Genomic DNA, 20,999 nt, shown 5'->3' on the forward strand with positions numbered 1-20,999 from the left:
TCGCATCCACACTCGATCCGACCACTGCGCCGAAAACCTTGCCCTGCTACGCCGGCTCGCCCTCAACCTGCTCCAGCACGATCCTGCCAAACTCTCCATCCGCGCCAAAATCAAACGCGCTGGCTGGAGCAATGGATACCTCTCATCGCTTCTCGCTCAAATGCGATAGCCCTGCCGGTACGGGGAGGGGGACCGCCCGCCTTCTTCAGGCGGGTGGTGGAGGGGGGCTTCCACAAGCGTACCGCCTGTGGAAGCCCCCTCCACCAGCTTCGCTGGCCCCCCTTCCCGTTCCGGGGGATTGTCAGTCCTTGCCCTTCAGCGGCTGAACCGCCTCTCGACCGATCTGCATGATCAGTTCGCCGATCTCGCGCGCTTGGCTCATGCTGCGGCTGCCCTGGTCGCGCAGATAATCGCCCTGCACCTTCATCACCTCGGACAGGTCCTTGGCCGCCGCCGCGGCGCGCATCGCGGCAAAGGCCTGGCGGGCATTGTTCTCCGCCTGGTCGATCAGTTTCATGCTGACGGTCGAGCCGCCCTCGGCGACCTTGGCGCCTGAAGCCTTCATTGCCTCCCCGGCTTTCTTCGCTGGATCGACGATCTTCTCGTTGATCGTATCCTTCACTTTCTCGGTCGTGCTCTTCTTGTCGGCCATCATGCTGCTCCTTTCCTGCGAGGTGCCGGCTTCGCCGCCGGTTTGGGTTTAGGTTTCGCTGCCGCCCTTGGCCTCGGCGCGGCTTTGGGTCTTGCTGGTTCCGATCCGCCGAGTGTCACCGCTTTCAACGCATCAAACGCTGATTGGAGCGCAGCCGCGTATTTTTGGGGATCCGGCATCATGTCGCGGTCGGCGGTGAAGGAGATCGCGATGGTGTCGCCATAGGAATAGACCGGGTTGATCAGGCCCATGGAATCGAACACCGGCGCGGTGCCGTAGCTCGCCAGCATCTTCGCGCCGCAGAAATAAAGCGGCACGCGCGGGCCGGGCACATTGGTGACGACCGTGTTGAATATCGGTGCGTGGGTGTTGGCGGCACCGACGCGGGTATAGAGCCGCGCGGCGAGACCGGCGAGGCCCGAGGGGATGAGCTGGCTGTAATCGGCGAGGCTGCGCGCGCCGACCGCATTGGTCATCGCCTTGGAATTGACCGCCTCGTCATGGACATATTTCAGCCGTTCGAGCGGATCGGCGATATGCGTGCCGAGCGGGATGACCATCGCCGAGACGAGATTGCCGAGCGCCGCCTTCTCGCCCTCGCCGCGCACCGAGATCGGCGCCATCGCGGTCAGCGATTCCTTCGGCAGTTCGTTCTTGTCCTCGAGATAGGTGCGCAGCCCGCCGCCGACGATCGCGAGGATCACGTCGTTGACCGTCGCATCGGGCACCGCGTTCTTCATCGCGCGGATATCGGCGAGCCTGAACGGCACCGCATCGAACACACGGTGGGGCGAGACCTTGCCGTTGAAGCGGGTCTTGGGCGCCATCTTCGTATTCGACAGGCTGACCTCGCCCTTGCCGACCGTCGCGGCCAACTTGGCCATGCCGGGAAGCGAGCGGCCGATCGTCTCGACCACGCGCATCGGCTGGCGCAGCGAATTGAAATAGCTGCGGGTGAGCAGATCCGCCACATTGGGCATATGCTCGGGCTTCCATTCGTCCGTCTTCTCGGGCGGCGTCATGCTCGCGTCGAGATCATGGACGGCGGTGGACATCTCGACGCCCGACATGCCGTCGACCGCGGCGTGATGGACCTTCGATACCAAAGCGAAGCAGCCGGGCGGCAGGCCTTCGACATTGTCGAGCCCCTCGATCACGGTGAACTCCCACAGCGGCTTGTTGAGGTCCATCGGACGCGAATGGAGCCGCGCGACCTGGATGCAGAGCTGGCGCCAGTCGCCCGGCTTTGGCAGCGCGATGTGGCGCACATGGAATTCCAGGTCGAACTCGGGATCCTCGATCCAATAAGGATGGTCGAGATCGAACGGCACGCGCACCAGGCGCTGGCGGAAGCTGCGCGCGCCGGAGAGGCGGGAGCCGATGAAGTTGAGGATATCCTTGAAGCGGACGAATCCCCCCGGCGCGGTGGAGGGATCGTAGATCGCGACCGAGCCGATATGCATCGGCGTGTGCGGCGTCTCCAGATAGACGAACGAGGCATCCTGGCCCGACAGTTGGAGCATCTCGTCCCTCCCTGTTCGTCCCCATGCCGGGGAGGATTGTTATTTCCCGAAGCCGAACACGTCCTGGTGGAAACGTCCGTCCTCGATCAGTTCCTCGAGCCATTCCGACCCTTGCGCATGCTCGTCGCCGGTCTGCTGCATCTGGATCCGGATCAGCGTGTCGCGCACGGCCGGCGCCATGAAGCGGCCCTCGCCGCACAGGAAGATCTGCGCGCCGGCGCCGAGCGCGGCCCACACACGCTCCTGCTCGGCCCACAGCGCGTCCTGCACGAATGTCCAAGGGTGGCTCTCGACCGCAGAGAAGGCGAGATAGGGAGCGATCACCCCGTCGCGCGCCCAGCCCTCGATCTCGTCGCGGCAGAACCAGTCATGATCGGGATGGCGGCAGCCGAAAAACAGCAGGCTGGTCGCGACATGCTCGCCCGCCGCCTTCTGCGCGGCGCGCTCCTGGATGAAGCCGCGCAGCGGCGCGAAGCCGGTGCCGGGGCCGATCAGGATCATCGGCACGCTCGGGTCGGCGGGTGGCGCGAACGGCGGATTGGGCCGGCGGACATAGCCGAACACCTGATCGCCCGGCGCCACGCCCTGCATATACCCCGAGGCGAAACCGCGATGCTCGCCAAGGCCCGACCAGGCAGGCGCAGCCATGGTGCCCACAATCAGCTCCGCCACCTCCGGTGAGACGAGCGGGCTCGACGCGATCGAATAGAAGCGCGGCGAGATCGCAGCCGAAAGTTCGACCAACGAGTCGAGCGATAGTTCGGCGGCAGGATGCTGGTCGAGCAGATCGAGCAGGCTGAGGCGCTTGCCGGCGACCTCGGCGTCGAAGACCTCTTCGAGCCGGACAAGCTCGCGCTTCGTGTTGGGACAGCGCGTCTGCGCCGCGATCACCGCAAGCGCGCGCCTGGGCAGCGGATCGGACAGCTCGACGAAATCGGTGAGCAACTGCCGCACCGTCACCGTCTGGCCAAGCGGCAGGTGACGGAAGCGGCCGCCCTGCCCGTCAACGCGCAACTGGGCCGAGCCCTTCAGGCCGAGCCGGTCGATCGCCCGCTCGACCAGATCAGGCCGGTTATGCGCATAGACGGCGATATGGTCGCCGGTGTGGTAGTGCTGGCCCTGCGGCAGCCGGATGCGGATGAAGCGGGTCGAGGGACGCGGCGGCTCCTTGGCGAAATCCCACAGGCCATCCGCGGGCCGGATCATCTCGTCATTGCCGACGATCTCGAGTTGCTGCGCATGTTCCGGCAAGGCAGCAGCGCGGGCAGCGGAGGTGTCGATCGGCTGGAGAGACAGGGTCGAGACGGACTCGCTCGGTGTGGCGTCGCTGCCCAGCGCTTTCCACAGGTCGCGCACGAAGCCGGCGACGGCGCCATCGAAATCGCCCTGCCCGTCCGCCTCGGCGCGGGGCAGCAGCCGGGTCGCACCGGTCGCTTCGATCGCGGCATCGATCCGCTTGGGGAAGATCTGGTAATTGGGCCATTGGCTATTGCCGATGCCGAGCACCGCGAAGCGCGCGCCGGTCCAGTCGGCGCCCTCGAACGCGCCGCCGTCGAGCGCCTTTTCGACCGCCAGCGCCGTATCGGGCGCGCGGCCATTATAGGTGGCGGTGACGACGACAATCACCTTGTCCTCGGGCGCGGCGCCACCTTTGAAGCTTTCGTCCATCGACCGGACGATCGTCTCGAACCCATCGAGATTGGCGCGCTCGGCGATCTCTTCCGCGATGTCGCGCGCGGTGCCGAGGCTCGACCCATAGATCACCGCAAACCGCTGCCCGGTGCCGGAGACCGAAACGACGGGCGTTTCTTCCACCCGCTCCTCGACCGGCGCGACGCTCAACCGCTCGTGCGGCGCGCGCAGACGGACACGCATGTAGAATTCGTCCGGCTTGATCGACAGCGTCTCCTTGATGCGCAGCTTGTAGGAATGCGGGTCGCTGATCGCGAATTTCTGCAACAGCATCGCCAGCGCGAGCTTGGCTTCGACCATGGCGAACTGGCGACCGATACAGGCACGCTCGCCATTGCCGAACGGCTTGTACGCATGCGGGTGCCGCGCCGCCTCCGCTTCGGGCAGCCACCGGTCGATGTCGAACTCTTCTGGATCGGTCCAGACGCCGGGGTCGCGATGAAGGCCCGGCGAGAAGACATTGACCGGGCGATCCTTGCGCAGATGCCATTTGCCGCCGATCACCGTGTCTTCGAACGGCGCGACGCTGAAGGCAGGGGCGGTCGGCCAGAGGCGCATCGCCTCTTTCAGGATGCGCTCGATCACCTCGAGCTTCACCACATCGGTATAATCGGGACGCTTGTCGCCGGGCAGGACTCGGTCGACCTCGGCATAGGCCTGGGCGAGCACATGCGGATGGCGCAGCAGCAGATGCTGCGAGAAAGTGAGCAGGCCCGAGGTCGTCTCATGCCCGGCAATCAGGAAGGTCAGCACCTGATAGCGGATATTGATGTCGTCGAGCCCCTCGTCCGTTTCCGGGTCGACCGCGCTCAGCATCAGGTTGAGCAGGTCCCTCCCTTCCTTTGGGCCGTCATTGGGATGCTGGCGCCGCTCGGCGATGATGCCATCGACCAGGGCGTTCATCTCGGCGATGTCCGCCTCATATTGCCGCATCGCCTTCTTCGCGAAGCGCTGCTGGATCGGCAGCCGGGTGATCATGTTGAGCGATTCGCCCAGCGCCCGGCCGAGCGCTTCGAGGAAGCTGTCCAGTTCCTCCTTCTCGAAGCTGTTGAAGCGGTGGCCAAAGCCAGCGACCGCAATCGAATCCAGCGTGAAGCGGGTCATGTCGTCAGCGACGAGCACATCGGTGCCGGAAAGGCGCGACCATTTGCCGACGAGCTGGTCCGCCACCTCCAGCATCATGTCGAAATAGCCACGCATCGCGCGCTGGCTGAAGGCCGGGAGCAGGATGCGGTGCGCCTTGCCCCAATTCGGTTCCTCGCTGAACGCGGTGAACAGGCCGTCCCCGGCGAATTTCCGCACCACGCGCAGGCCCGGCCCGGGCATCTTGCGGAAGCGCGTCTCGTCGCACAGCTCGGCAACGAGATCGGGTGCGGTGACGAACAGCCCGATGCGGCTGCCGAATTTCAGCTTGAAGATACCTTCGGGGAAATCACGGCTGACGGCGAGCAGATGGCCGATCAGCCCGGCCCGCGCGATCTGGTGAAGATGCCCGACGACAGGCAGGCCGGGTGGCGACGGAATCACGGGCCGTTCGACCGCAGCTGTCGCCATCCTCCCACCTTTCCCCCGTGTGCCGGGGCGCTTGTCGTTGGGCGGCAATGGAACACAGCAAGGCGCGGCGCGCAACAGGCGTTGCATCCGTGCCCATCTTAACCCGGCTTCAACGCCGGGAGCGGCATGGAAGAGGAATGATCAGCACGCGCCCACCCGTACAACCGCTGCCACCGGTCGCCCTGTCGATAGGCGCAGCCCTGGCAATGCTGGCGGCATCGATGTCGGGCGTGACCAACGACATGGTCGATTATCTGATTCCCTGGTTCGACCATATCGTCGCCACCGGGCGTATCGCGGCCTTTGCCGGGCCCTTTTCCAACTATACGCCGCCCTATCTCTACCTTTTGTCAGTGACGACCCTGTTCGACGGGGTGGCGCCGCCGATGATATTGATCAAGCTGTTGTCGGTCGCCGGAACGGTGGCGCTCGCGCTGGCGGTGCGGCATTTACTGGTTCGGCTGAAGGCGCCCGAACCCGATCGTGGCGCGGCGCTGGTCTTCGCCATGCCGACCGCATTGCTTAACGCCGGTTTGCTCGGCCAGTGCGACGCGATGTGGGCGGCACCATGCGTGATGGCGCTGGCCGCCGCGATCGAGCGCCGCCATGTCGCGATGCTGGTGTGGTGCGGCATCGGACTCGCGTTCAAGGCGCAGGCCGCCCTTGTCGCCCCCTTCTTCCTCGCCCTCCTTATCAACCGCCGTGTGCCGCTCGCCCTCTGGCCGATCGCCCCGGCCGTGTTCGCCGTCATGATGCTGCCGGCCTGGGCAATCGGCTGGCCGGCAAGCTCGCTGGCGACGGTCTATTTCAACCAGGCGGAGACATTCACGGCACTGTCGCTGAACGCGCCCAATATCTGGGTGATCGTCCAGATCGTGCCGCTGGGGCTTCCGCTCGGGGGCCTGGCCACCGCGGCGGCGATCGGGGCCATAGCCGCCTATCTCGCGCGCTTTTCCGTCCGAGCCCTCGACCAGCGGACCCTGTTGTCGGCCGCGCTGCTGGCGCCGCTGCTCACGGCGGGCCTGCTGCCGCGCATGCACGAACGCTATTTCTTCCTGGCGGACGTCATCTCGCTCATACTCGCCCTGACCTATCGCGACAAAAGGAGCTGGACGATCGCCCTGCTGGTGCAGGCCGGGTCATTGCTGGCGATGGCCGGCTATTTCATCAACCGGGGTGACCTGGTCATGATCGGTGCCATCGCGATGATCGCTGCGACCATCCGCCTGGCCGCCCCCCTGCTCAAGCCGGCGGCGAACGACAATCCCGTCATGGCGCGCGCTTTCTGACGATCGAAGCTGCGGCAAAACCGTAACTTATGCTAGGTATCTGGTCGATTCGTACGATTCGAAAGCGGGGACTCAAGCGAATGGCGATATTCAACAAGGGTGGTCGCGAACCCGGTACCTCACTGCCTCCAGCGCCGGCGTCTCAGCCTGGCGGAAAGCGCGGCATGTTCTCGGTCATCGGGCCGGATGTCGTCATCACCGGCAACATTTCCGCCACGGCCGATCTGCATATCGACGGCCGTATCGACGGCGACGTGACCTGCAGCAGTGTCGTTCAGGGTACCGATAGCCGGATCACGGGATCGGTCAGGGCCGATGTCGCCCGCCTCGCGGGATCGATCGAGGGTGCTGTCTCGGTCCGTCAGCTGACGGTCGAGCGCGCGGCGCGCATTGCCGGCGATGTCGAATATGAGACCATCTCGATCGAGAATGGCGCGTCGATCGATGGCCGCCTGAAGCATCTTTCCGCCGATTCGCGGGGCCGGGTGGCGCACACGACGTCACCGGACATCAGCCTGGTCAGCTCGAACGAAGAAGCGGCCTGACCTTCTCGCAGGGCGGCTCGACGGGCCGCCCTGCCCTCACATCCCGATATTCCCCATCGCGTCGCCATACCGGGCGGACGCGATCGCGAAGGCGATCCACATCGCCATCGGCGCGACGGTGGGCCACAAAAAGTCGCGAACGGCATGCCGCTTCCCCCCAATCGTCCTTCCCTCTGTCATCACGATTGCGCCCATGGCAGGACAGCGGAGTCCAGGTCGAACGGGAGAATGAGAATGGCCGACATGCCCCTGCCCATGGAAGGCGGCTGCCGCTGCGGGAAGCTGCGCTTCCGGATCAGCCAGGCACCGATGCTGACCATGGCCTGCCATTGCACCGGTTGCCAGAAGATGAGCGCCAGCGCCTATTCGCTAAGCGTCGCGGTCCCCGCCGACGGGTTCGCGGTGATCCAGGGAGAACCGGTGACCGGCGGGCTGCGCGGCGACCAGATCAACCACCAGCATTGCGACTGGTGCAAGAGCTGGGTGTTCACCCGCCTTCCGCCAGAGATGGGCTTCGTCAATGTGCGCGCGACGATGCTGGACGATACGAGCTGGTCCGCGCCGTTCATCGAAACCTATCGCAGCGAGGCCCTGTCCTGGGCAACGACGGCCGCAACGTACAGCTATGAGGCATTTCCAGAGATGACTGACTTTCCGAAGCTTCTCGCCGAATATGCCGCGGGTCGCGGCTGAAGCTCAGGGGGCGATCAGCGGGGCGCGGTCGATATCCTGCTCGTCCATGTCTTCCCTCGGCACGAAGCGGGTGGTCCATTGCGGATAGCCCTCGGGCGTCATCTCGATATCGGGCAGGGCGACCGGGTCGATTCCCGTCTCCACCCAGCCCGCGCCAAGGCAATGGCCGCAGATCGTTCGTTTGCAGCGGAAGCTGACGAGATCGATCTCGCTGTTCCATTGCCCATGTCCCTCACAGACCGGACACAGCGCATCGAGCGTGCCGTTCCGCGGCTGAAGCGGAACGATGTCGAACGCATGCGGGCTGTCTGGCCCGCTGCAGGTAACGATCATGCTGTCGTGCGACATCCGGGCTACTCTTCGAGGAAGAGCCTCAACGTGCAAGACCGGTATCGGGTCCCATCCCCGTCTGCGCGTCTCCCGTCTGCGCGTCTCTATCGGCCAGCCATTCGCGACTGCGCGCCAGAGCTCAAATAGCTCGATCCGAAGCCGACGATGGTCGTTGTCGGCCTGTATCATCTCGTCGGCGCAGAAAGCGTGCTCGTTCAGATGCGCAAGGCGGGCTTCGAGGTCAGCAAAGGCGTGAACTGAAGCATCCCCGAGGCACCGGAAATCGCGCAGGGTTGGCGCCGGCTCGATCAGCCGAGCATGCCTCGATAGGTGCCGGGGCTCTGCGGCAGCGACAGGCGCGCGGCTATGCCGGCGCCCGAAACCAGCAGCAACACGAGACATCCGGCCAGCAAAGCCCGCCTTGGCAACGGGCGCTCGGCAGCGAGCAGCACCGCCATCAGCGCCGCCGCCATCATCGGCCAGAGATGGTAGCGCAGGTCAGAGGCGATGCTCACCACCGCGAAGCTCGCCTCCAGCGCCAGCGCCGACACGGCGAGCGCCAGCGCAAGATCGCGTGACGCGCTCCTCGGCCGGCCGAGAGCGATGCACAGGCCGGTCATGGCGACGACGATCCAGGCGATCGGCCACCCGAGCGGTGTTTCGACGAGCCAGCCTCCTGCACGCGCGATGGCCGAAGCAGCCGGGCCGGGCGAGCCGAGGCCGATTTGATTCGGCTCGGACCATCGGGGCGGTGCGGCGTCGGGCCGGCCAAAGGGGACGAGCAGGCGATACGTCGAATTGAGATGCGCGAGTCGATGTTCGAAATAGGCGATCGGGTGGTGGAGGATCGATCCGACCCACAGGGTGATGAGCGTTCTGGCAGGAAGCAGGTCGAGCCGCTGGGCGACACTGCCGCAGCGATCGTTATCGCCGAGCGGATCCCAGAAATAGGGCTGATAGCAATGCCGCCGGGCGATCAGCGCGCGGTCGGCCTGCGGGAGAGCGTCGGCGGTGCCGGAGAAATGCGTGATACCGGCAAGGTCGAAGATCGGCAGGGTGCGGGTGACCCCGGTCTCGCTTGCACCGAGCAGACCATGGTTGATCGGCGGCATCGCGAGCAGCACGAGTAGAACCCCGGCGACAATCGCAAGGCCGCGCTGCCAGACGCGCATCGGCCAGGGCGCGAGCATCACGACCAGCGGCACCACCGCAAAGACCGCATTGGCGCGGACCAGCATCGCATAGGCCAGCAGCAGGACGACCGCGATGACGGCCGGGATCGGCAGCCGCTTCCCCGCCAGGCGCCACCAGCCGATAAGGCCGACCGCGGCGAGTATCGCGCCGAGCATCTGCGTGTCCTTCAGCACCGCTGCCTGCCATCCGGCGAAGAACGGCAGCGCGCCGATGGCAATGATCGCCGCGCCGGCCCGCACCCTGCCCGACCGCGCCAACGCCGCCGCGAGCAGACCCAGGCCGAACCAGTAGAGCATGACCTGCGCCACGAACATCGGCACGGCGCCGGGCGCTAGCGGGTGGAGCACCGCCCAGAGCCGCGCCATCGCCGGCGGATGCCAGTCGAGATAGATCCCGCTCAGGGCCTGCTTATATTGCTCGACCGAGTCATACTCGACGATGCCCGGCCACCATAAGGCGAGTGCGACGAGGCAGAGCAAGGCCGCCCCGGCTGCGACGGTCGTCGCGGCCCGGACAGGCGTGGTCATTTCGTCGTCATGCGTCAATCAACCACCGTTCGTCCCGAGTCCCGCCGGGCTGCAAGAGCAGCACCTGCACACCCTGCGGAAACATTGAGGCCGGAACAAGCCTGTCTCGAGCTTGTCGAGAGGGCGGGCATGACGAAGATACGAAGTCCGCGCGCAACGTCTTAGATGTGCAGGGCCTTCCCATAGGCACCCAGGACGCTTTCGTGCATCATTTCGCTGAGCGTCGGATGGGCGAATACCGTCTCCATCAGCTCGGCCTCGGTCGTTTCGAGCTGGCGGGCGATGACATAGCCCTGGATCAGTTCGGTCACCTCGGCGCCGACCATGTGCGCGCCGAGCAGCTCGCCGGTCTTGGCGTCGAACACCGTCTTCACGAACCCCTCGGCCTCGCCCAGCGCGATCGCCTTGCCGTTGCCGATGAAGGGGAATTTGCCGACCTTCACGTCATGGCCGGCTTCCTTGGCCTTGGCTTCGGTGAACCCGACCGAAGCGACCTGGGGCCGCGAATAGGTGCAGCCCGGGATATTCCAGGTCTCGAACGGATGCGGCTTCTCGCCGGCGATCGCCTCGACGCAGACGACGCCTTCATGGCTCGCCTTGTGCGCCAGCCAGGGCGGGCCGGTGACGTCGCCGATCGCGTAGATGCCCTCGACATTGGTGCGGGCATAGCCATCCGTGACGATGTGGCCGCGGTCCGTCTTCACGCCGAGTGCTTCCAGCCCGATATTCTCGGTATTGGGCACGATGCCGATCGCGACGATGGCGTGGCTGAACTCTTCGGTGGTGACGGTGCCGTCCTTACCCTTGATCTTGGCGGTCACACCCTTGGCGGTCGGCGTGAGGCCCTCGATGCCGGCGCCGGTCACGATCTTGATCTTCTGCTTGGTCAGCGCCTTCTCCATGAAGGCGGAGACTTCCTCATCCTCGACGGGGAGGATGCGCGGCAGCATCTCGACGATGGTCACGTCGGCGCCCATATCGTTGTAGAAGCTGGCGAACTCGACGCCGATCGCGCCCGAGCCGATGACGAGGAGCTTGGTCGGCATCTCTTCCGGCACCATGGCGTGGCGATAGGTCCAGATGCGCTTGCCGTCGGCCTTGGCGAACGGCAGGTCGCGGGCCCGGGCGCCGGTCGCCACGATGATGTTCTTCGCTTCGAGCTCGGTCGTCTTGTCGCCCTGCTTGACGCTGAGCTTACCCCCACCCTTACCGGCGCCGGTGATGGTGCCGGTGCCTTCGTACACCGTCACCTTGTTCTTCTTCATCAGGCCCTTCACGCCGGCGTTGAGCGTGCCGGCAACCTTGCGCGAGCGCTCGACGATCTTGGTGAGATCATAGCCGGGCTTCTCGACCGACAGGCCGTAATCGGCGGCGTGGGTCATGTAATGATAGATTTCCGACGTGCGCAGCAGCGCCTTTGTCGGGATACAGCCCCAGTTGAGACAGATGCCGCCGAGCCGCTCGCGCTCGACGATCGCGGTCTTGAGCCCGAGCTGCGCCGCGCGGATCGCCGCGACATAACCGCCGGGGCCGGAACCGAGGATGATGAGGTCGAAGGTGTCAGCCACGTATCAGGTCCTTCTTCTCCCTCCCCCCTTGCGGGGGAGGGCTGGGGAGAGGGGTCGGAGACGAAACCGGCTCGATGCCGGCTTCGTCCCCTTCAAGCGCAACGAGGATCGACGTAAGCACGCCATCCGGATTCGTCAGTATGTCGTTGTTCAGCCATCAGTGCGGGACCGGCCGCGTTTCGCCTCCCGGTCGGCGCGCCAGGCGAGGCGCAATGGTCTTATGCCCATGAAGGCGACCACCGCCATCGCGATATAGGCGACGAGCCAGATGTCGTATCGAGCTCCCGGCACGCCCCAGGCGGCAGCCGAGGCGAGCAGCGCCGTGCCGACCACGCCCGCGGCGATGTGAAGCAGTTCGTAGAGGGTGCGCTTCACTGCCCCCCTCACGCCACCATGCCCAGCGGGTTCTCCACCAGCGCCTTGAATGCCTGCATCAGCTGAGCACCATCGGCGCCGTCGATCGCGCGGTGATCGAAGCTGCCGGTCGCCGACATGACCGTCGCGATGCCGAGCGCATCGTCGATGATCCAGGGACGCTTCTCGCCAGCGCCGATCGCCATGATCATGCCCTGGGGCGGGTTGATCACCGCTTCGAACTGCTTGATGCCGAACATGCCCATATTGGACAGGCTGGCGGTGCCGCCCTGATATTCCTCGGGCTTCAGCTTGTTGTCGCGGGCGCGGGCAGCGAGATCCTTCATCTGCTCCGAGATGGCGGCGAGGCCCTTGCTGTCGGCCTCGGCGATGATCGGGGTGATGAGGCCCGACGGCGTCGAGACGGCGACCGAGATGTCGGCGCGCTGGAAGGTGACGAGCTGGTCCGGCGTGAACATCACGTTGCACTTCGGCACCTGCATCAGGCTGACACCCAATGCCTTGATCAGCAGGTCGTTGACCGAGAGCTTCACGCCGCGCGATTCGAGCGCCGCGTTGAAATCGCTGCGCAGCTTCAGCAGCTTGTCCAGGCGGACATCCACCGTGAGGTAGATGTGCGGCACCGTCTGCTTCGATTCGGTCAATCGACGCGCGATCGTCTTGCGGATGTTCGACAGCTTTTCGGCGGTGTGCGGGATGTCCGGGATGACCGCGGGCTTGGCGGGCGCTGGAGCAGCGGCCGGTGCGGCTGCTTCAGCCGCAGGCGCCGGAGCGGCGGCAGTGGCGGGCGCTGCGCCCGGCTTGGCGCCTTCGACATCGGCCCTGACGATACGGCCGTTCGGGCCGGAACCGGAAAGCGCGGAGAGTTCGACGCCCTTTTCGGCGGCGATGCGGCGGGCGAGCGGGCTCGCCTTGACGCGGTCACCCGACGCCGGTGCGCCGGTCGTGGCCGGCTTGGGTGCCTCTGCGGCGGGAGCCGCTGCGGCAGGCGCTTCCTGCTTGGGCGCCTCCGCCTTTTCTTCCTTCGGCGCGGCGACCTTGGGGGCGGGCGCCGAGTCGGCGCTCTCACCATCTTCGAGCAGCGTGGCGATGACGGTGCCGACCTTCACATTGTCGGTACCCTCGGCGACCAGGATCTTGCCGATCACGCCTTCGTCGACGGCCTCGAATTCCATGGTTGCCTTGTCGGTCTCGATCTCGGCCATCAGGTCGCCCGACTTGACGATGTCGCCTTCCTTCACGAGCCACTTCGCCAGCGTGCCCTCCTCCATGGTAGGCGACAACGCGGGCATTTTGATCTCGATCGACATGGGGAGGCTTTCCTCTAACCGAATCCGTAGCGGCCCGTTCCCTTCGCGCCCGACGCGGGCGGGGTCAAGACCGGTACGCGCCACCCTTGCGCAAAACTGGCGCCCGGCCCAACTAGCAACAGAGGGGAAATCAATGCGTATCTACCTGGTCGTGATCGACGAGAATCCCGAAAGCGAGATCGCGCTGCGCTTCGCGGCACGGCGCGCGGTGAAGACCGGCGGCGGGGTCGAGATCCTTACCTTGATCGCACCACCGGAGTTCGTCGCATTCGGCGGCGTGCAGGCGACGATAGAGGATGAGGCGCGAGTCCATGCCGAGGCGCTGGTCGCCGGCGCGGCGGGGACGTTGCTGGAGGAATCGGGGCTTCGGCCATCGATCACCGTCCGGCAGGGCGAGGGGCCGAAGATCATCCGCGAGATGATCGCGGAGAATCCCGACATCGCGGCACTGGTGCTCGGCGCCGCCGCAAGCGGCGCGCCCGGACCACTGGTCGCGCATTTCGCCGGGGCCGATGCGGGGGGCCTGCCGATTCCGCTGATGATCGTTCCGGGGTCGCTGACCCGCGAGGCGATCGACCGCCTGAGCTAGACCCCGGTCGTCACCCGGACTTGTTCCGGGGCCCATCGTTCCGTATACGCAACGATGGCGGGCTTCCGGAGGCATGGATGCCGGAAACAAGTCCGGCATGACGGAATTGGCATGACAAATGGGGTTGAAGCAAAGCGCTCTCCCCGCCACCATCCGGCAATGCACCGCCTCATCCCCCTCGCCGCCCTTGTCCTCGCCACTCCTGCTGCTGCGCAGGATACACCCGACCCCGCCAGGCTGAAGGCGACGGTCGAGAAGCTGGTCGGCTTCGGCACACGGCACAGCCTGTCCGTCACCACTGATCCGGTACGGGGCATAGGCGCTGCACGCGGATGGGTCGCAGGAGAGCTGACCCGGATTTCGGATGCGTGCGCCGGATGCATCACCAGCGCCAACATCGCGCGCACTTTTGTCGGGCCGCGCGCACCGAACGGGGTGGAGATCGTCGACGTGCTCGGTTTCCAGGAGGGAACCGAGAAGCACCGCGTGATCATCATCGGCGCGCATATCGACAGCCGCGTTACCGATGTGATGAACGTAACGAGCGACGCGCCGGGCGCGAACGACAACGCATCGGGCGTCGCGCTCGTGCTAGAGGCGGCGCGGATTCTGTCGAAGCAGAAATTCCGCGCGACGATCGTCTATGCGCTGTTCTCGGGCGAGGAGCAGGGATTGTGGGGCGCCACCTTGCTGGCCGAGACGGCGAAGCAGAAGAACTGGACCGTCTCGGCGATGCTCAACAACGACATCGTCGGCAACACCATCGGCGAGGATGGGGTGCGGGTCGCCGACCGGATCCGCGTCTTTTCCGAAGGCATCGGTTCGGCGGAGGATCTGGCGACCCTGCAGAAACGCCGTCAGAATGGCGGCGAGGATGACGGCCCGTCGCGTGCGCTGGCCAAGGCGGTCGATGGCGTCGCCGGTACGATCAAGGACGGTATCGACGTGTTCCTCGACCGGCGGCCCGACCGGTTCGGCCGCGGCGGCGACCATAGCCCCTTCCTCGCGCTCGGCTATCCGGCGGTCCGCTTCACCGTCGCGGCGGAGAATTGGAAGGGCCAGCACCAGGATGTGCGGACCGAGAAAGGCGTCGCCTATGGCGACACCGCCGACAAGATGGACTTCGGCTATCTCGCCAAGGTGACCGCGATCAATGTCGCGACGATCCGCCGGCTCGCCGCCGCGCCGGCCGCACCGTCCGGCGTCAAGATATCGGGCGCGCTCGGCTATGACACGACGGTCGCGTGGCAGCCGGTCGAGGGGGCGACCGGCTATCGCATCCACTGGCGCCGCAACGACGCGCAGGACTGGCAGAAATCGGTCGACCTCCCGGCGGGCGCGGTGACAGAGGTGTTGAAGAGCGTGCCGGTGGACGACAATTTCGTCGGCGTATCCTCACTCGGGCCAGATGGCGCGGAGAGCCTGGTCACCTTCGCCGGCCCCTAGAGCGATTTCGAAGCAGGTGGAATCACCTGCTGACTCGAAATCGCGTTAAAACAGATATCTGGAGCGGGCGATCCGATGCAATCGGATCGAAAACCGCTCTAGCATCACCTACCCCTGGAATCAGAGGAGGGCGGGTCCCCCCGGCCCGCCCTCACTCCCCGCGCGCGGCGCGGGCCCCGTCCTCCCGTTGCCGGGAGGGGTGATCGGATCGCCCTCAGTTACAGGCGCAACGCACCTTCGTCTTTGGGCGCCAGACACGCTTCGGTGCCTTGTAGACCCGCCTTGCCGACCGGTAGCTGGTTTCGACATATTCGGTGGTCGTGGTCGTCACGACCGGGGCAGACTGGATGGTTACGGTCGTCGTGGTCGCCGGCGGATACCAATAGCCGCCGCTGGCATAGCCGCCCGAACCGGCATAGCCCCCGCTCGACCAGGTCTGGGTATAGCCACCCTGCACCATGGGTGGCGGCGGAGCCTGGGTGTACTGCACCGGCGGCGGGGGCGGCGGTGCATAGCTATCGCCATAGCCGGGCCCGCCCCGGTCGTCATAGCCATAGTCGCCGTCCATGCCGTAGCTGTCGCCATAGCCGTCACCATCGGAATCCCAGTCGATCCCGCTAACCGAATCATACACCCGGCCATAGGAATCGGTCAGCACCGCATCGTCGTAATAACGGGTCCAGTTATAACCACCCGGCGGTGTCGAGAGACCGTAAAGGCCATAATCGCTGATGAAGAAGCTCGGCGCGATCCAGTAGCGCGGCAGGCTCCAGCCGCGCACGGGGTGGCGATAGGCCTTCCAGCCGCCGGGCGCGTTGCTGCCACCATACCAGCGACCGCCGACCGAACCGCCCCAGCGGCTCTGGCGCGCGCCGGGCTGGATCGGGCGATAGCCCGGAAGCGGCCGGACGTTGTGGTTGCCGCCCATATGCGGGCGGTTCTGCATGCCACCCGCGTTCGGACGGTTCGACCAGTTGCGCTGGCCGGACGGGAATATCTGCGGATTGGAACGGATCAGCGGCGTGGCGTTGATCGGCGTGCCCGGCCGGTTCCAGGTGACGCCGGGCGCCGCGTTCGGGCCCGGCATGCCGGCGGCGGGCGCCATACCGCGCCCCTGCCAGCCCTGGGCACCGGCGCGTTGCGCGACCGCCGGAGTCGCGGTGATCGCGGTAACCATTGCAAGTCCAGCGATCGTGAGGGTCCGCATGGTAAACAACTCCCGTAAGGGCGCGACAACGCCCGATGATTAACGGTTTCGCTACCAAATTCCCCGGTTTCGCGCGAGTCCGAGTGCTGTCCCGAAACGGATCAGCTAGCGATACGCGGCGCCAGCAGCCGGACCAGCGCCTCGCAGCCGGCCGCATCCTCGGCATCGAACCGCGCGGCCTCCGGGCTGTCGAGATCGAGCACGCCGATCAGCCGGCCGTCATGGACGATCGGCACGACCAGTTCCGACCGGCTCTCCGCGTCGCACGCGATATGCCCGGGAAAGGCAAAGACGTCCTCGACAAGCTGGGTCTCGAGGCTGGCGGCCGCGGCCCCGCACACCCCGGTCCCGATCGCGATGCGGATGCAGGCCGGCTTGCCCTGGAACGGCCCGAGTACGAGTTCACTTCCGACCAGGCGGTAGAACCCGGCCCAGTTGAGATCGGGCAGATATTGCCAGATCAGCGCCGCCGCGTTCGCCATATTGGCGATGGCATCGGGCTCGTCGGCGGTGAGCGCGCCGAGCGCTGCTTCGAGGTCCCGGTAAAGCTCGGCCTTCGAACCGCTGGTGATGTCGAACTGGTACACGCGTCTTCCTTTGTCTGCCCGCGCGAGATGAGGCTGGCCGGGGCGCCGCGCAAGCCGCTTCGCGCATCGGATTGGCCCGGCGAACGGAATCGCCTAACCGATGGGCCATGGTTGCCATTCCCGTCACCCGATCGATCTCGATCGACAGCGATGAGCTGGAAGAGTCCTTCACCCGTGCGGGCGGCCCGGGCGGACAGCATGTCAACACGACGGATTCGGCCGTGCTGCTGCGCTTCGACGTCGGCGCCTCCCCCGGCCTTCCCGTCGCGGTGAAGAACCGGCTGGCGGTGCTCGCCGGTTCCCGGATGACGCGCGAAGGGGTTCTGGTCCTGCGGAGCGAGGGCGCTCGATCCCAGCTGCTGAACCGGCAGGAAGTGCGCGAACGCCTGATCGAGATGATCCGCGAGGCGACGATCGTGCCGAAGAAGCGCCGCCCCACCAAGCCCTCCAAGGCAGCCAAGGCGCGACGCATGGAGGGCAAGGCCAAGAGATCGACGGTCAAGTCGCTGCGGGGCAGGCCGATCGACTAGCGAGACGCCCGGTCGGCTCAGGCCCCCAGCTTGAGCTTTGGGGCCATGGCGGCTTCATCGGAACGCAGCGTCAGAACCTTCACGCCCGTCGCAGTGACAGCCACCGTGTGCTCGAACTGCGCCGACAGCGATCCGTCCCTGGTGACGACCGTCCAACCATCGTCTTCGGTCTGCACGCCCCGCCGCCCCTGGTTGAGCATCGGCTCGATCGTGAAGACCATGCCCTCGCGCAGCACGAGGCCCGTGCCCGGTTTGCCGAAATGCAGGATCTGCGGTTCCTCATGCATTTCGCGGCCGATACCGTGACCGCAATATTCGCGAACGACCGAATAGCCGTTGCGCTTGGCGTGACGCTCGATCGCCCAGCCGATATCGCCAAGCCGCGCCCCCGCCCGCACCGCGCCGATGCCCATCCACAATGCCTCATAGGTCACGCGAACCAATCGCGCCGCAGCAGGCTTCACGGTCCCGACAAGATAGGTCTTGCTCGAATCCGCGATATATCCGTTCTTTTCCAGGGTGATGTCGAAGTTGACGATATCCCCTTCCCGAAGGACATCGTCCGGCGACGGAACGCCGTGGCAGACGACCTGATTGATGGACGCGTTCAGGGTGAACTCATAGCCATATTGCCCCTTGCTGGCAGGCCGCGCCTTCAGCTCCTCGACGATCAGCCTTTCCACCGCATCGTTGACCTCGAGCGTCGACATGCCAGCCAGGGACAGGCCGTCGAGAAACTGGAAGACCGAGGCAAGCAGGCGACCCGATTCAGACAGGAGTTCGATCTCTTCCGGCCGCTTCGTCATGCGGCATCCACCCTCAGAGGCCGGGCCGAGACGCCCGCGGCATCAAGCTCACGCGACATGATCTCGCTGAAACTCAGCGTGGGATTGGTTTCGCACAGCATGCCGATCCTGATCCAGAACGTCGCCTGCGCGTTGATCGATCGCAACGACACCGTGCTCGCCTTGCGCACCTGATCGTGCAGCTCGTCGTCGATGTTCACCAGGCCCATAGAATCTCCATATATGATTCGTATATGTATCGTATATGGAGATTGACTGACAAGCCCAGGCCGCGGCCGTGTGGAATGGCCCGAGGCTAGAGGCTGAAGCCCGCCTTAAGAAACCGCTCCGGCAGGGGCGCCTCGGCCTTGATCGGGTCCTTGCCGACACGCGGGACCGTCAGCGACGCGGCATGGAGCAGGCTCTCGCCCTTGCCGTCGCCATAGACCGGATCGCCAACCACGGGCGCACCGAGCGCCTCGGCGGCATGGACCCGGATCTGGTGGGTACGGCCGGTCTCGGGGCGAAATTCGACGAAGCTGCGCCCGTCCTTCACCGCGAGCACGCGCCAGGCGGTGCGCGACGGCTTGCCCGTTGGATCGCCTTGCATGCGCCAGCCGGTCTCCGCCGTGCTCACCTTGGACAGCGCGAGATCGATCAGGCCGCTCTCGCCCTCGACCACGCCTTCGAGCACCGCAAGATAGCGCTTCTCGACGATGCCCGCCTCGAACGCATGATGGAAACGGGCATGGGCCTTGGGGTTGCGCGAGAGCAGCAGGCAGCCCGACGTGTCACGGTCGAGCCGGTGCACCGCCTGGGGCCAGCGGCGGAAGCCGAAGGCGAGCGCCTCGAGATGGTTTTCGAGGCTGAGCGATCCATCGCGGGGCCGATCGACCGGCAGGCCCGCGGGCTTGTCGATCACGAGTGCCTCGCCGTCGAGGAACAGGACTTTATCAAGGAGCATTTCATGCCCTTGCCACTCCGCGCGGCCGCATGCCAGAGGAACCCCCGTGAAGCCGACCATGAAGCACGCGATCCTGGCGCTGATATCGGCCGCGTGCCTCGGCACGATGCCCGTTCTCGCCCAGGCCCAGAGCACCGGAACGCCGGCAGTCGCGACCCCCGTCATGGTGCCTGGCATCGGCGTGACCGGGGCCGATGGACGGATGTTCGGCCATCTTCCCTATGCGGAGGCCCCGGCGAGCGAGATGGTGGCGGTTGCGTCACCCGGCTTCGCGCTGGGCGCCGCATGCAAAATGCAGAAAGAGGCGGTGGCCGATCTGACGGCGCTGATCGACGCCGCCAATGCAACGCCGGGCGTGTCCCACAAACTCCGGGGCGTGTCCTGCTACCGGACCATCGCCTATCAGCGATCGGTGTTCTGCCGCGCGCGCGAAGCGTGCGGCGACGCCGCATCGCGCGCGCGCGATGTCGGACCGCCGGGCTATAGCGAGCATGCGACTGGCTATGCGATCGACTTCGGGGTTCATCCCTCGCCAGGCTGTGCGGATCTGGAATGGTGCATGGCCAGCACGCCGGCCGGGCTATGGCTTATCGCGCATGCACGGGACTTCGGCTTCGAACTGTCCTTTCCCGCGAGCAACAAGCAGAATGTCGGGTGGGAGCCGTGGCACTGGCGCTGGGTCGGCCGGACGGCGCAGTCCCCCGGCGCGGCACGAGCCCGCGCGATCTTCGCCCGCGCCCGCGCGCAATTCCCGGCCAGGCCGGGCATTGCCGGACCGGTGATCCAGACGCTTCACGCGAAACCGTCGCCGCGAGTGCTGCCGATCCCGTTCGTCTGGCCTGGGCTGTATTTCTAGGGCGAGGCCTTGTCTCGGTCGACACGCCTCCAGCCGTTCATTCCAGCGAAGAGCAACGAACAGAAAAGGCCGCCGCCACCCGGAGGGTGACGACGGCCAATTCCCGGCTCTTCAGAAGGTTCAGCCGAACACTTTGCCTGCGACTTCGGCAATACGACGGCCCTGATAGCGGGCGCCGTCCAGTTCGACGCTGCTCGGCTGGCGGCTGCCGTCGCCGTCGGCGATGGTGGTCGCGCCATAGGGCGAGTTGCCGTGCACTTCCGTCACGCCCATCTGGCCGGCAAAGCCATAGTCCAGGCCGACCACGGTCAGGCCGAAATGCAGCAGGTTGGTGATGATCGAGAAGAGCGTCGTCTCCTGACCGCCATGCTGGGTGGCGGTGGAGGTAAAGGCGCCGCCGATCTTGCCGTTGAGCGCACCGCGGAACCACAGCCCGCCGGCCTGGTCGAGGAACGACGCCATCTGGCTCGGCATGCGACCGAAGCGGGTCGGCGCACCGATGATGATCGCGTCGTAATCGGCGAGCGCCTCGACGCTCTCGATCACCGGATGGGCGGTGTCGGCCTTGAAGCCGGCGGCAGCGACGACCTCGGCCGGCGCCGTCTCGGGCACGCGGCGGATGTCGACCTCGGCACCGGCCGAGCGGGCGCCCTCGGCGACGGCATCGGCCATCTGCTCGATATGGCCGTAGGACGAATAATAGAGCACCAGAACCTTGGTCATTGTGACTTCCTTTGTTTCTCCCCTCCCGCGTGCGGGAGGGGCTGGGGATGGGCGCCCGGC

Annotated in this window: 22 protein-coding genes; 8 read left to right on the forward strand and 14 right to left on the reverse strand. The window is 65.9% G+C overall.

Annotation, left to right across the window (positions count from 1 at the left end; all coding sequences use genetic code 11):
* Positions 1-301: 301 nt before the first annotated feature.
* From AC1DT7_RS22770 to AC1DT7_RS22780, 3 genes are read right to left on the reverse strand one after another with little or no spacing between them, the layout of a single operon-like run.
* A complete protein-coding gene (locus AC1DT7_RS22770; RefSeq protein ID WP_478038461.1) occupies positions 302-652 on the reverse strand; it encodes a phasin family protein in 351 nt (116 codons plus the stop codon).
* Positions 652-2,175, reverse strand: a complete 1,524-nt coding sequence (locus AC1DT7_RS22775; protein WP_478038462.1) for a WS/DGAT/MGAT family O-acyltransferase — start codon at positions 2,173-2,175, stop codon at positions 652-654. Before AC1DT7_RS22775 ends, AC1DT7_RS22770 begins: the two co-directional genes overlap by 1 nt.
* Before the next feature lie 39 nt (positions 2,176-2,214).
* Entirely contained in the window at positions 2,215-5,421 is a 3,207-nt protein-coding gene (locus AC1DT7_RS22780; protein WP_478038463.1) for a bifunctional cytochrome P450/NADPH--P450 reductase, read from the reverse strand.
* A gap of 137 nt (positions 5,422-5,558) precedes the next feature.
* Here AC1DT7_RS22780 and AC1DT7_RS22785 point away from each other — a divergent pair, with 137 nt between their 5' ends.
* The 3 genes from AC1DT7_RS22785 (at position 5,559) to AC1DT7_RS22795 (ending at position 7,948) form a co-directional block, all read left to right on the forward strand.
* Complete coding sequence (locus tag AC1DT7_RS22785; protein WP_478038464.1) at positions 5,559-6,710, forward strand: hypothetical protein; 1,152 nt, start codon at positions 5,559-5,561, stop codon at positions 6,708-6,710.
* A gap of 164 nt (positions 6,711-6,874) precedes the next feature.
* Positions 6,875-7,255, forward strand: a complete 381-nt coding sequence (locus AC1DT7_RS22790) for a bactofilin family protein (protein WP_478038465.1) — start codon at positions 6,875-6,877, stop codon at positions 7,253-7,255.
* A gap of 234 nt (positions 7,256-7,489) precedes the next feature.
* Positions 7,490-7,948, forward strand: a complete 459-nt coding sequence (locus AC1DT7_RS22795) for a GFA family protein (RefSeq protein WP_478038466.1) — start codon at positions 7,490-7,492, stop codon at positions 7,946-7,948.
* A 3-nt stretch (positions 7,949-7,951) separates the two neighbouring features.
* Here the strand turns inward: AC1DT7_RS22795 and AC1DT7_RS22800 are convergent, their stop codons facing one another.
* Positions 7,952-8,296, reverse strand: a complete 345-nt coding sequence (locus tag AC1DT7_RS22800; RefSeq protein ID WP_478038467.1) for a hypothetical protein — start codon at positions 8,294-8,296, stop codon at positions 7,952-7,954.
* A gap of 147 nt (positions 8,297-8,443) precedes the next feature.
* On the opposite strand from AC1DT7_RS22800, the gene AC1DT7_RS22805 reads away from it, so the two are divergent.
* Positions 8,444-8,539 (forward strand): hypothetical protein, encoded by a 96-nt coding sequence (locus AC1DT7_RS22805; protein WP_478038468.1) that lies wholly within the window; start codon positions 8,444-8,446, stop codon positions 8,537-8,539.
* Positions 8,540-8,586: 47 nt separating this feature from the next.
* On the opposite strand, the gene AC1DT7_RS22810 is transcribed toward AC1DT7_RS22805, so the two are convergent.
* From AC1DT7_RS22810 to AC1DT7_RS22825, 4 genes are all read right to left on the reverse strand, one after another.
* A complete protein-coding gene (locus tag AC1DT7_RS22810; protein WP_478038469.1) occupies positions 8,587-9,999 on the reverse strand; it encodes a hypothetical protein in 1,413 nt (470 codons plus the stop codon).
* A gap of 161 nt (positions 10,000-10,160) precedes the next feature.
* Complete coding sequence (lpdA, locus tag AC1DT7_RS22815; protein ID WP_478038470.1) at positions 10,161-11,567, reverse strand: dihydrolipoyl dehydrogenase; 1,407 nt, start codon at positions 11,565-11,567, stop codon at positions 10,161-10,163.
* Positions 11,568-11,717: 150 nt separating this feature from the next.
* Complete coding sequence (locus AC1DT7_RS22820; RefSeq protein WP_478038471.1) at positions 11,718-11,942, reverse strand: hypothetical protein; 225 nt, start codon at positions 11,940-11,942, stop codon at positions 11,718-11,720.
* An 8-nt stretch (positions 11,943-11,950) separates the two neighbouring features.
* Positions 11,951-13,252, reverse strand: coding sequence for a pyruvate dehydrogenase complex dihydrolipoamide acetyltransferase (locus AC1DT7_RS22825; RefSeq protein WP_478038472.1), 1,302 nt, complete (start codon positions 13,250-13,252; stop codon positions 11,951-11,953).
* A 133-nt stretch (positions 13,253-13,385) separates the two neighbouring features.
* On the opposite strand from AC1DT7_RS22825, the gene AC1DT7_RS22830 reads away from it, so the two are divergent.
* Positions 13,386-13,841, forward strand: coding sequence for a universal stress protein (locus AC1DT7_RS22830; protein ID WP_478038473.1), 456 nt, complete (start codon positions 13,386-13,388; stop codon positions 13,839-13,841).
* 159 nt (positions 13,842-14,000) lie between these two features.
* The gene (locus AC1DT7_RS22835) at positions 14,001-15,287 is read left to right on the forward strand and encodes a M20/M25/M40 family metallo-hydrolase (protein WP_478038490.1); all 1,287 of its coding nucleotides are present in this window, start codon (positions 14,001-14,003) and stop codon (positions 15,285-15,287) included.
* A gap of 214 nt (positions 15,288-15,501) precedes the next feature.
* On the opposite strand, the gene AC1DT7_RS22840 is transcribed toward AC1DT7_RS22835, so the two are convergent.
* Together AC1DT7_RS22840 and AC1DT7_RS22845 are read right to left on the reverse strand one after the other, a co-directional pair.
* On the reverse strand, positions 15,502-16,494 hold the full coding sequence (locus AC1DT7_RS22840; protein ID WP_478038474.1) for an RcnB family protein: 993 nt from the start codon (positions 16,492-16,494) through the stop codon (positions 15,502-15,504).
* 101 nt (positions 16,495-16,595) lie between these two features.
* Positions 16,596-17,081 (reverse strand): GAF domain-containing protein, encoded by a 486-nt coding sequence (locus AC1DT7_RS22845; protein ID WP_478038475.1) that lies wholly within the window; start codon positions 17,079-17,081, stop codon positions 16,596-16,598.
* 107 nt (positions 17,082-17,188) lie between these two features.
* Here AC1DT7_RS22845 and arfB point away from each other — a divergent pair, with 107 nt between their 5' ends.
* Positions 17,189-17,611 (forward strand): alternative ribosome rescue aminoacyl-tRNA hydrolase ArfB, encoded by a 423-nt coding sequence (arfB, locus tag AC1DT7_RS22850; protein WP_478038476.1) that lies wholly within the window; start codon positions 17,189-17,191, stop codon positions 17,609-17,611.
* Between the two features lie 17 nt (positions 17,612-17,628).
* On the opposite strand, the gene map is transcribed toward arfB, so the two are convergent.
* From map to AC1DT7_RS22865, 3 genes are all read right to left on the reverse strand, one after another.
* A complete protein-coding gene (gene map, locus AC1DT7_RS22855) occupies positions 17,629-18,417 on the reverse strand; it encodes a type I methionyl aminopeptidase (RefSeq protein WP_478038477.1) in 789 nt (262 codons plus the stop codon).
* Positions 18,414-18,626: a ParD-like family protein gene (locus AC1DT7_RS22860; protein WP_478038478.1), complete on the reverse strand. Its 213-nt coding sequence runs from the start codon at positions 18,624-18,626 to the stop codon at positions 18,414-18,416. Before AC1DT7_RS22860 ends, map begins: the two co-directional genes overlap by 4 nt.
* Before the next feature lie 86 nt (positions 18,627-18,712).
* Complete coding sequence (locus tag AC1DT7_RS22865; RefSeq protein WP_478038479.1) at positions 18,713-19,360, reverse strand: RluA family pseudouridine synthase; 648 nt, start codon at positions 19,358-19,360, stop codon at positions 18,713-18,715.
* A gap of 46 nt (positions 19,361-19,406) precedes the next feature.
* On the opposite strand from AC1DT7_RS22865, the gene AC1DT7_RS22870 reads away from it, so the two are divergent.
* Positions 19,407-20,216, forward strand: coding sequence for a M15 family metallopeptidase (locus AC1DT7_RS22870; protein ID WP_478038480.1), 810 nt, complete (start codon positions 19,407-19,409; stop codon positions 20,214-20,216).
* Positions 20,217-20,336: 120 nt separating this feature from the next.
* Here AC1DT7_RS22870 and wrbA read toward each other — a convergent pair whose 3' ends face one another.
* On the reverse strand, positions 20,337-20,939 hold the full coding sequence (wrbA, locus tag AC1DT7_RS22875) for an NAD(P)H:quinone oxidoreductase (RefSeq protein WP_478038481.1): 603 nt from the start codon (positions 20,937-20,939) through the stop codon (positions 20,337-20,339).
* Positions 20,940-20,999 lie beyond the last annotated feature (60 nt).

Source organism: Sphingomonas sp. P3_C6 (assembly GCF_056402595.1).

Excerpts from the sequence above, each read along its gene's own strand:
- AC1DT7_RS22770 (WP_478038461.1), bottom strand. The coding sequence starts at position 652 with ATGGCCGACAAGAAGAGCACGACCGAGAAAGTGAAGGATACGATCAAC.
- AC1DT7_RS22775 (WP_478038462.1), bottom strand. The coding sequence starts at position 2,175 with ATGCTCCAACTGTCGGGCCAGGATGCCTCGTTCGTCTATCTGGAGACG.
- AC1DT7_RS22780 (WP_478038463.1), bottom strand. The coding sequence starts at position 5,421 with ATGGCGACAGCTGCGGTCGAACGGCCCGTGATTCCGTCGCCACCCGGC.
- AC1DT7_RS22785 (WP_478038464.1), top strand. The coding sequence starts at position 5,559 with ATGATCAGCACGCGCCCACCCGTACAACCGCTGCCACCGGTCGCCCTG.
- AC1DT7_RS22790 (WP_478038465.1), top strand. The coding sequence starts at position 6,875 with ATGTTCTCGGTCATCGGGCCGGATGTCGTCATCACCGGCAACATTTCC.
- AC1DT7_RS22795 (WP_478038466.1), top strand. The coding sequence starts at position 7,490 with ATGGCCGACATGCCCCTGCCCATGGAAGGCGGCTGCCGCTGCGGGAAG.
- AC1DT7_RS22800 (WP_478038467.1), bottom strand. The coding sequence starts at position 8,296 with ATGTCGCACGACAGCATGATCGTTACCTGCAGCGGGCCAGACAGCCCG.
- AC1DT7_RS22805 (WP_478038468.1), top strand. The coding sequence starts at position 8,444 with ATGGTCGTTGTCGGCCTGTATCATCTCGTCGGCGCAGAAAGCGTGCTC.
- AC1DT7_RS22810 (WP_478038469.1), bottom strand. The coding sequence starts at position 9,999 with ATGACCACGCCTGTCCGGGCCGCGACGACCGTCGCAGCCGGGGCGGCC.
- AC1DT7_RS22825 (WP_478038472.1), bottom strand. The coding sequence starts at position 13,252 with ATGTCGATCGAGATCAAAATGCCCGCGTTGTCGCCTACCATGGAGGAG.
- AC1DT7_RS22830 (WP_478038473.1), top strand. The coding sequence starts at position 13,386 with ATGCGTATCTACCTGGTCGTGATCGACGAGAATCCCGAAAGCGAGATC.
- AC1DT7_RS22835 (WP_478038490.1), top strand. The coding sequence starts at position 14,001 with ATGCACCGCCTCATCCCCCTCGCCGCCCTTGTCCTCGCCACTCCTGCT.
- AC1DT7_RS22840 (WP_478038474.1), bottom strand. The coding sequence starts at position 16,494 with ATGCGGACCCTCACGATCGCTGGACTTGCAATGGTTACCGCGATCACC.
- arfB (WP_478038476.1), top strand. The coding sequence starts at position 17,189 with ATGGTTGCCATTCCCGTCACCCGATCGATCTCGATCGACAGCGATGAG.
- map (WP_478038477.1), bottom strand. The coding sequence starts at position 18,417 with ATGACGAAGCGGCCGGAAGAGATCGAACTCCTGTCTGAATCGGGTCGC.
- AC1DT7_RS22860 (WP_478038478.1), bottom strand. The coding sequence starts at position 18,626 with ATGGGCCTGGTGAACATCGACGACGAGCTGCACGATCAGGTGCGCAAG.
- AC1DT7_RS22865 (WP_478038479.1), bottom strand. The coding sequence starts at position 19,360 with ATGCTCCTTGATAAAGTCCTGTTCCTCGACGGCGAGGCACTCGTGATC.
- wrbA (WP_478038481.1), bottom strand. The coding sequence starts at position 20,939 with ATGACCAAGGTTCTGGTGCTCTATTATTCGTCCTACGGCCATATCGAG.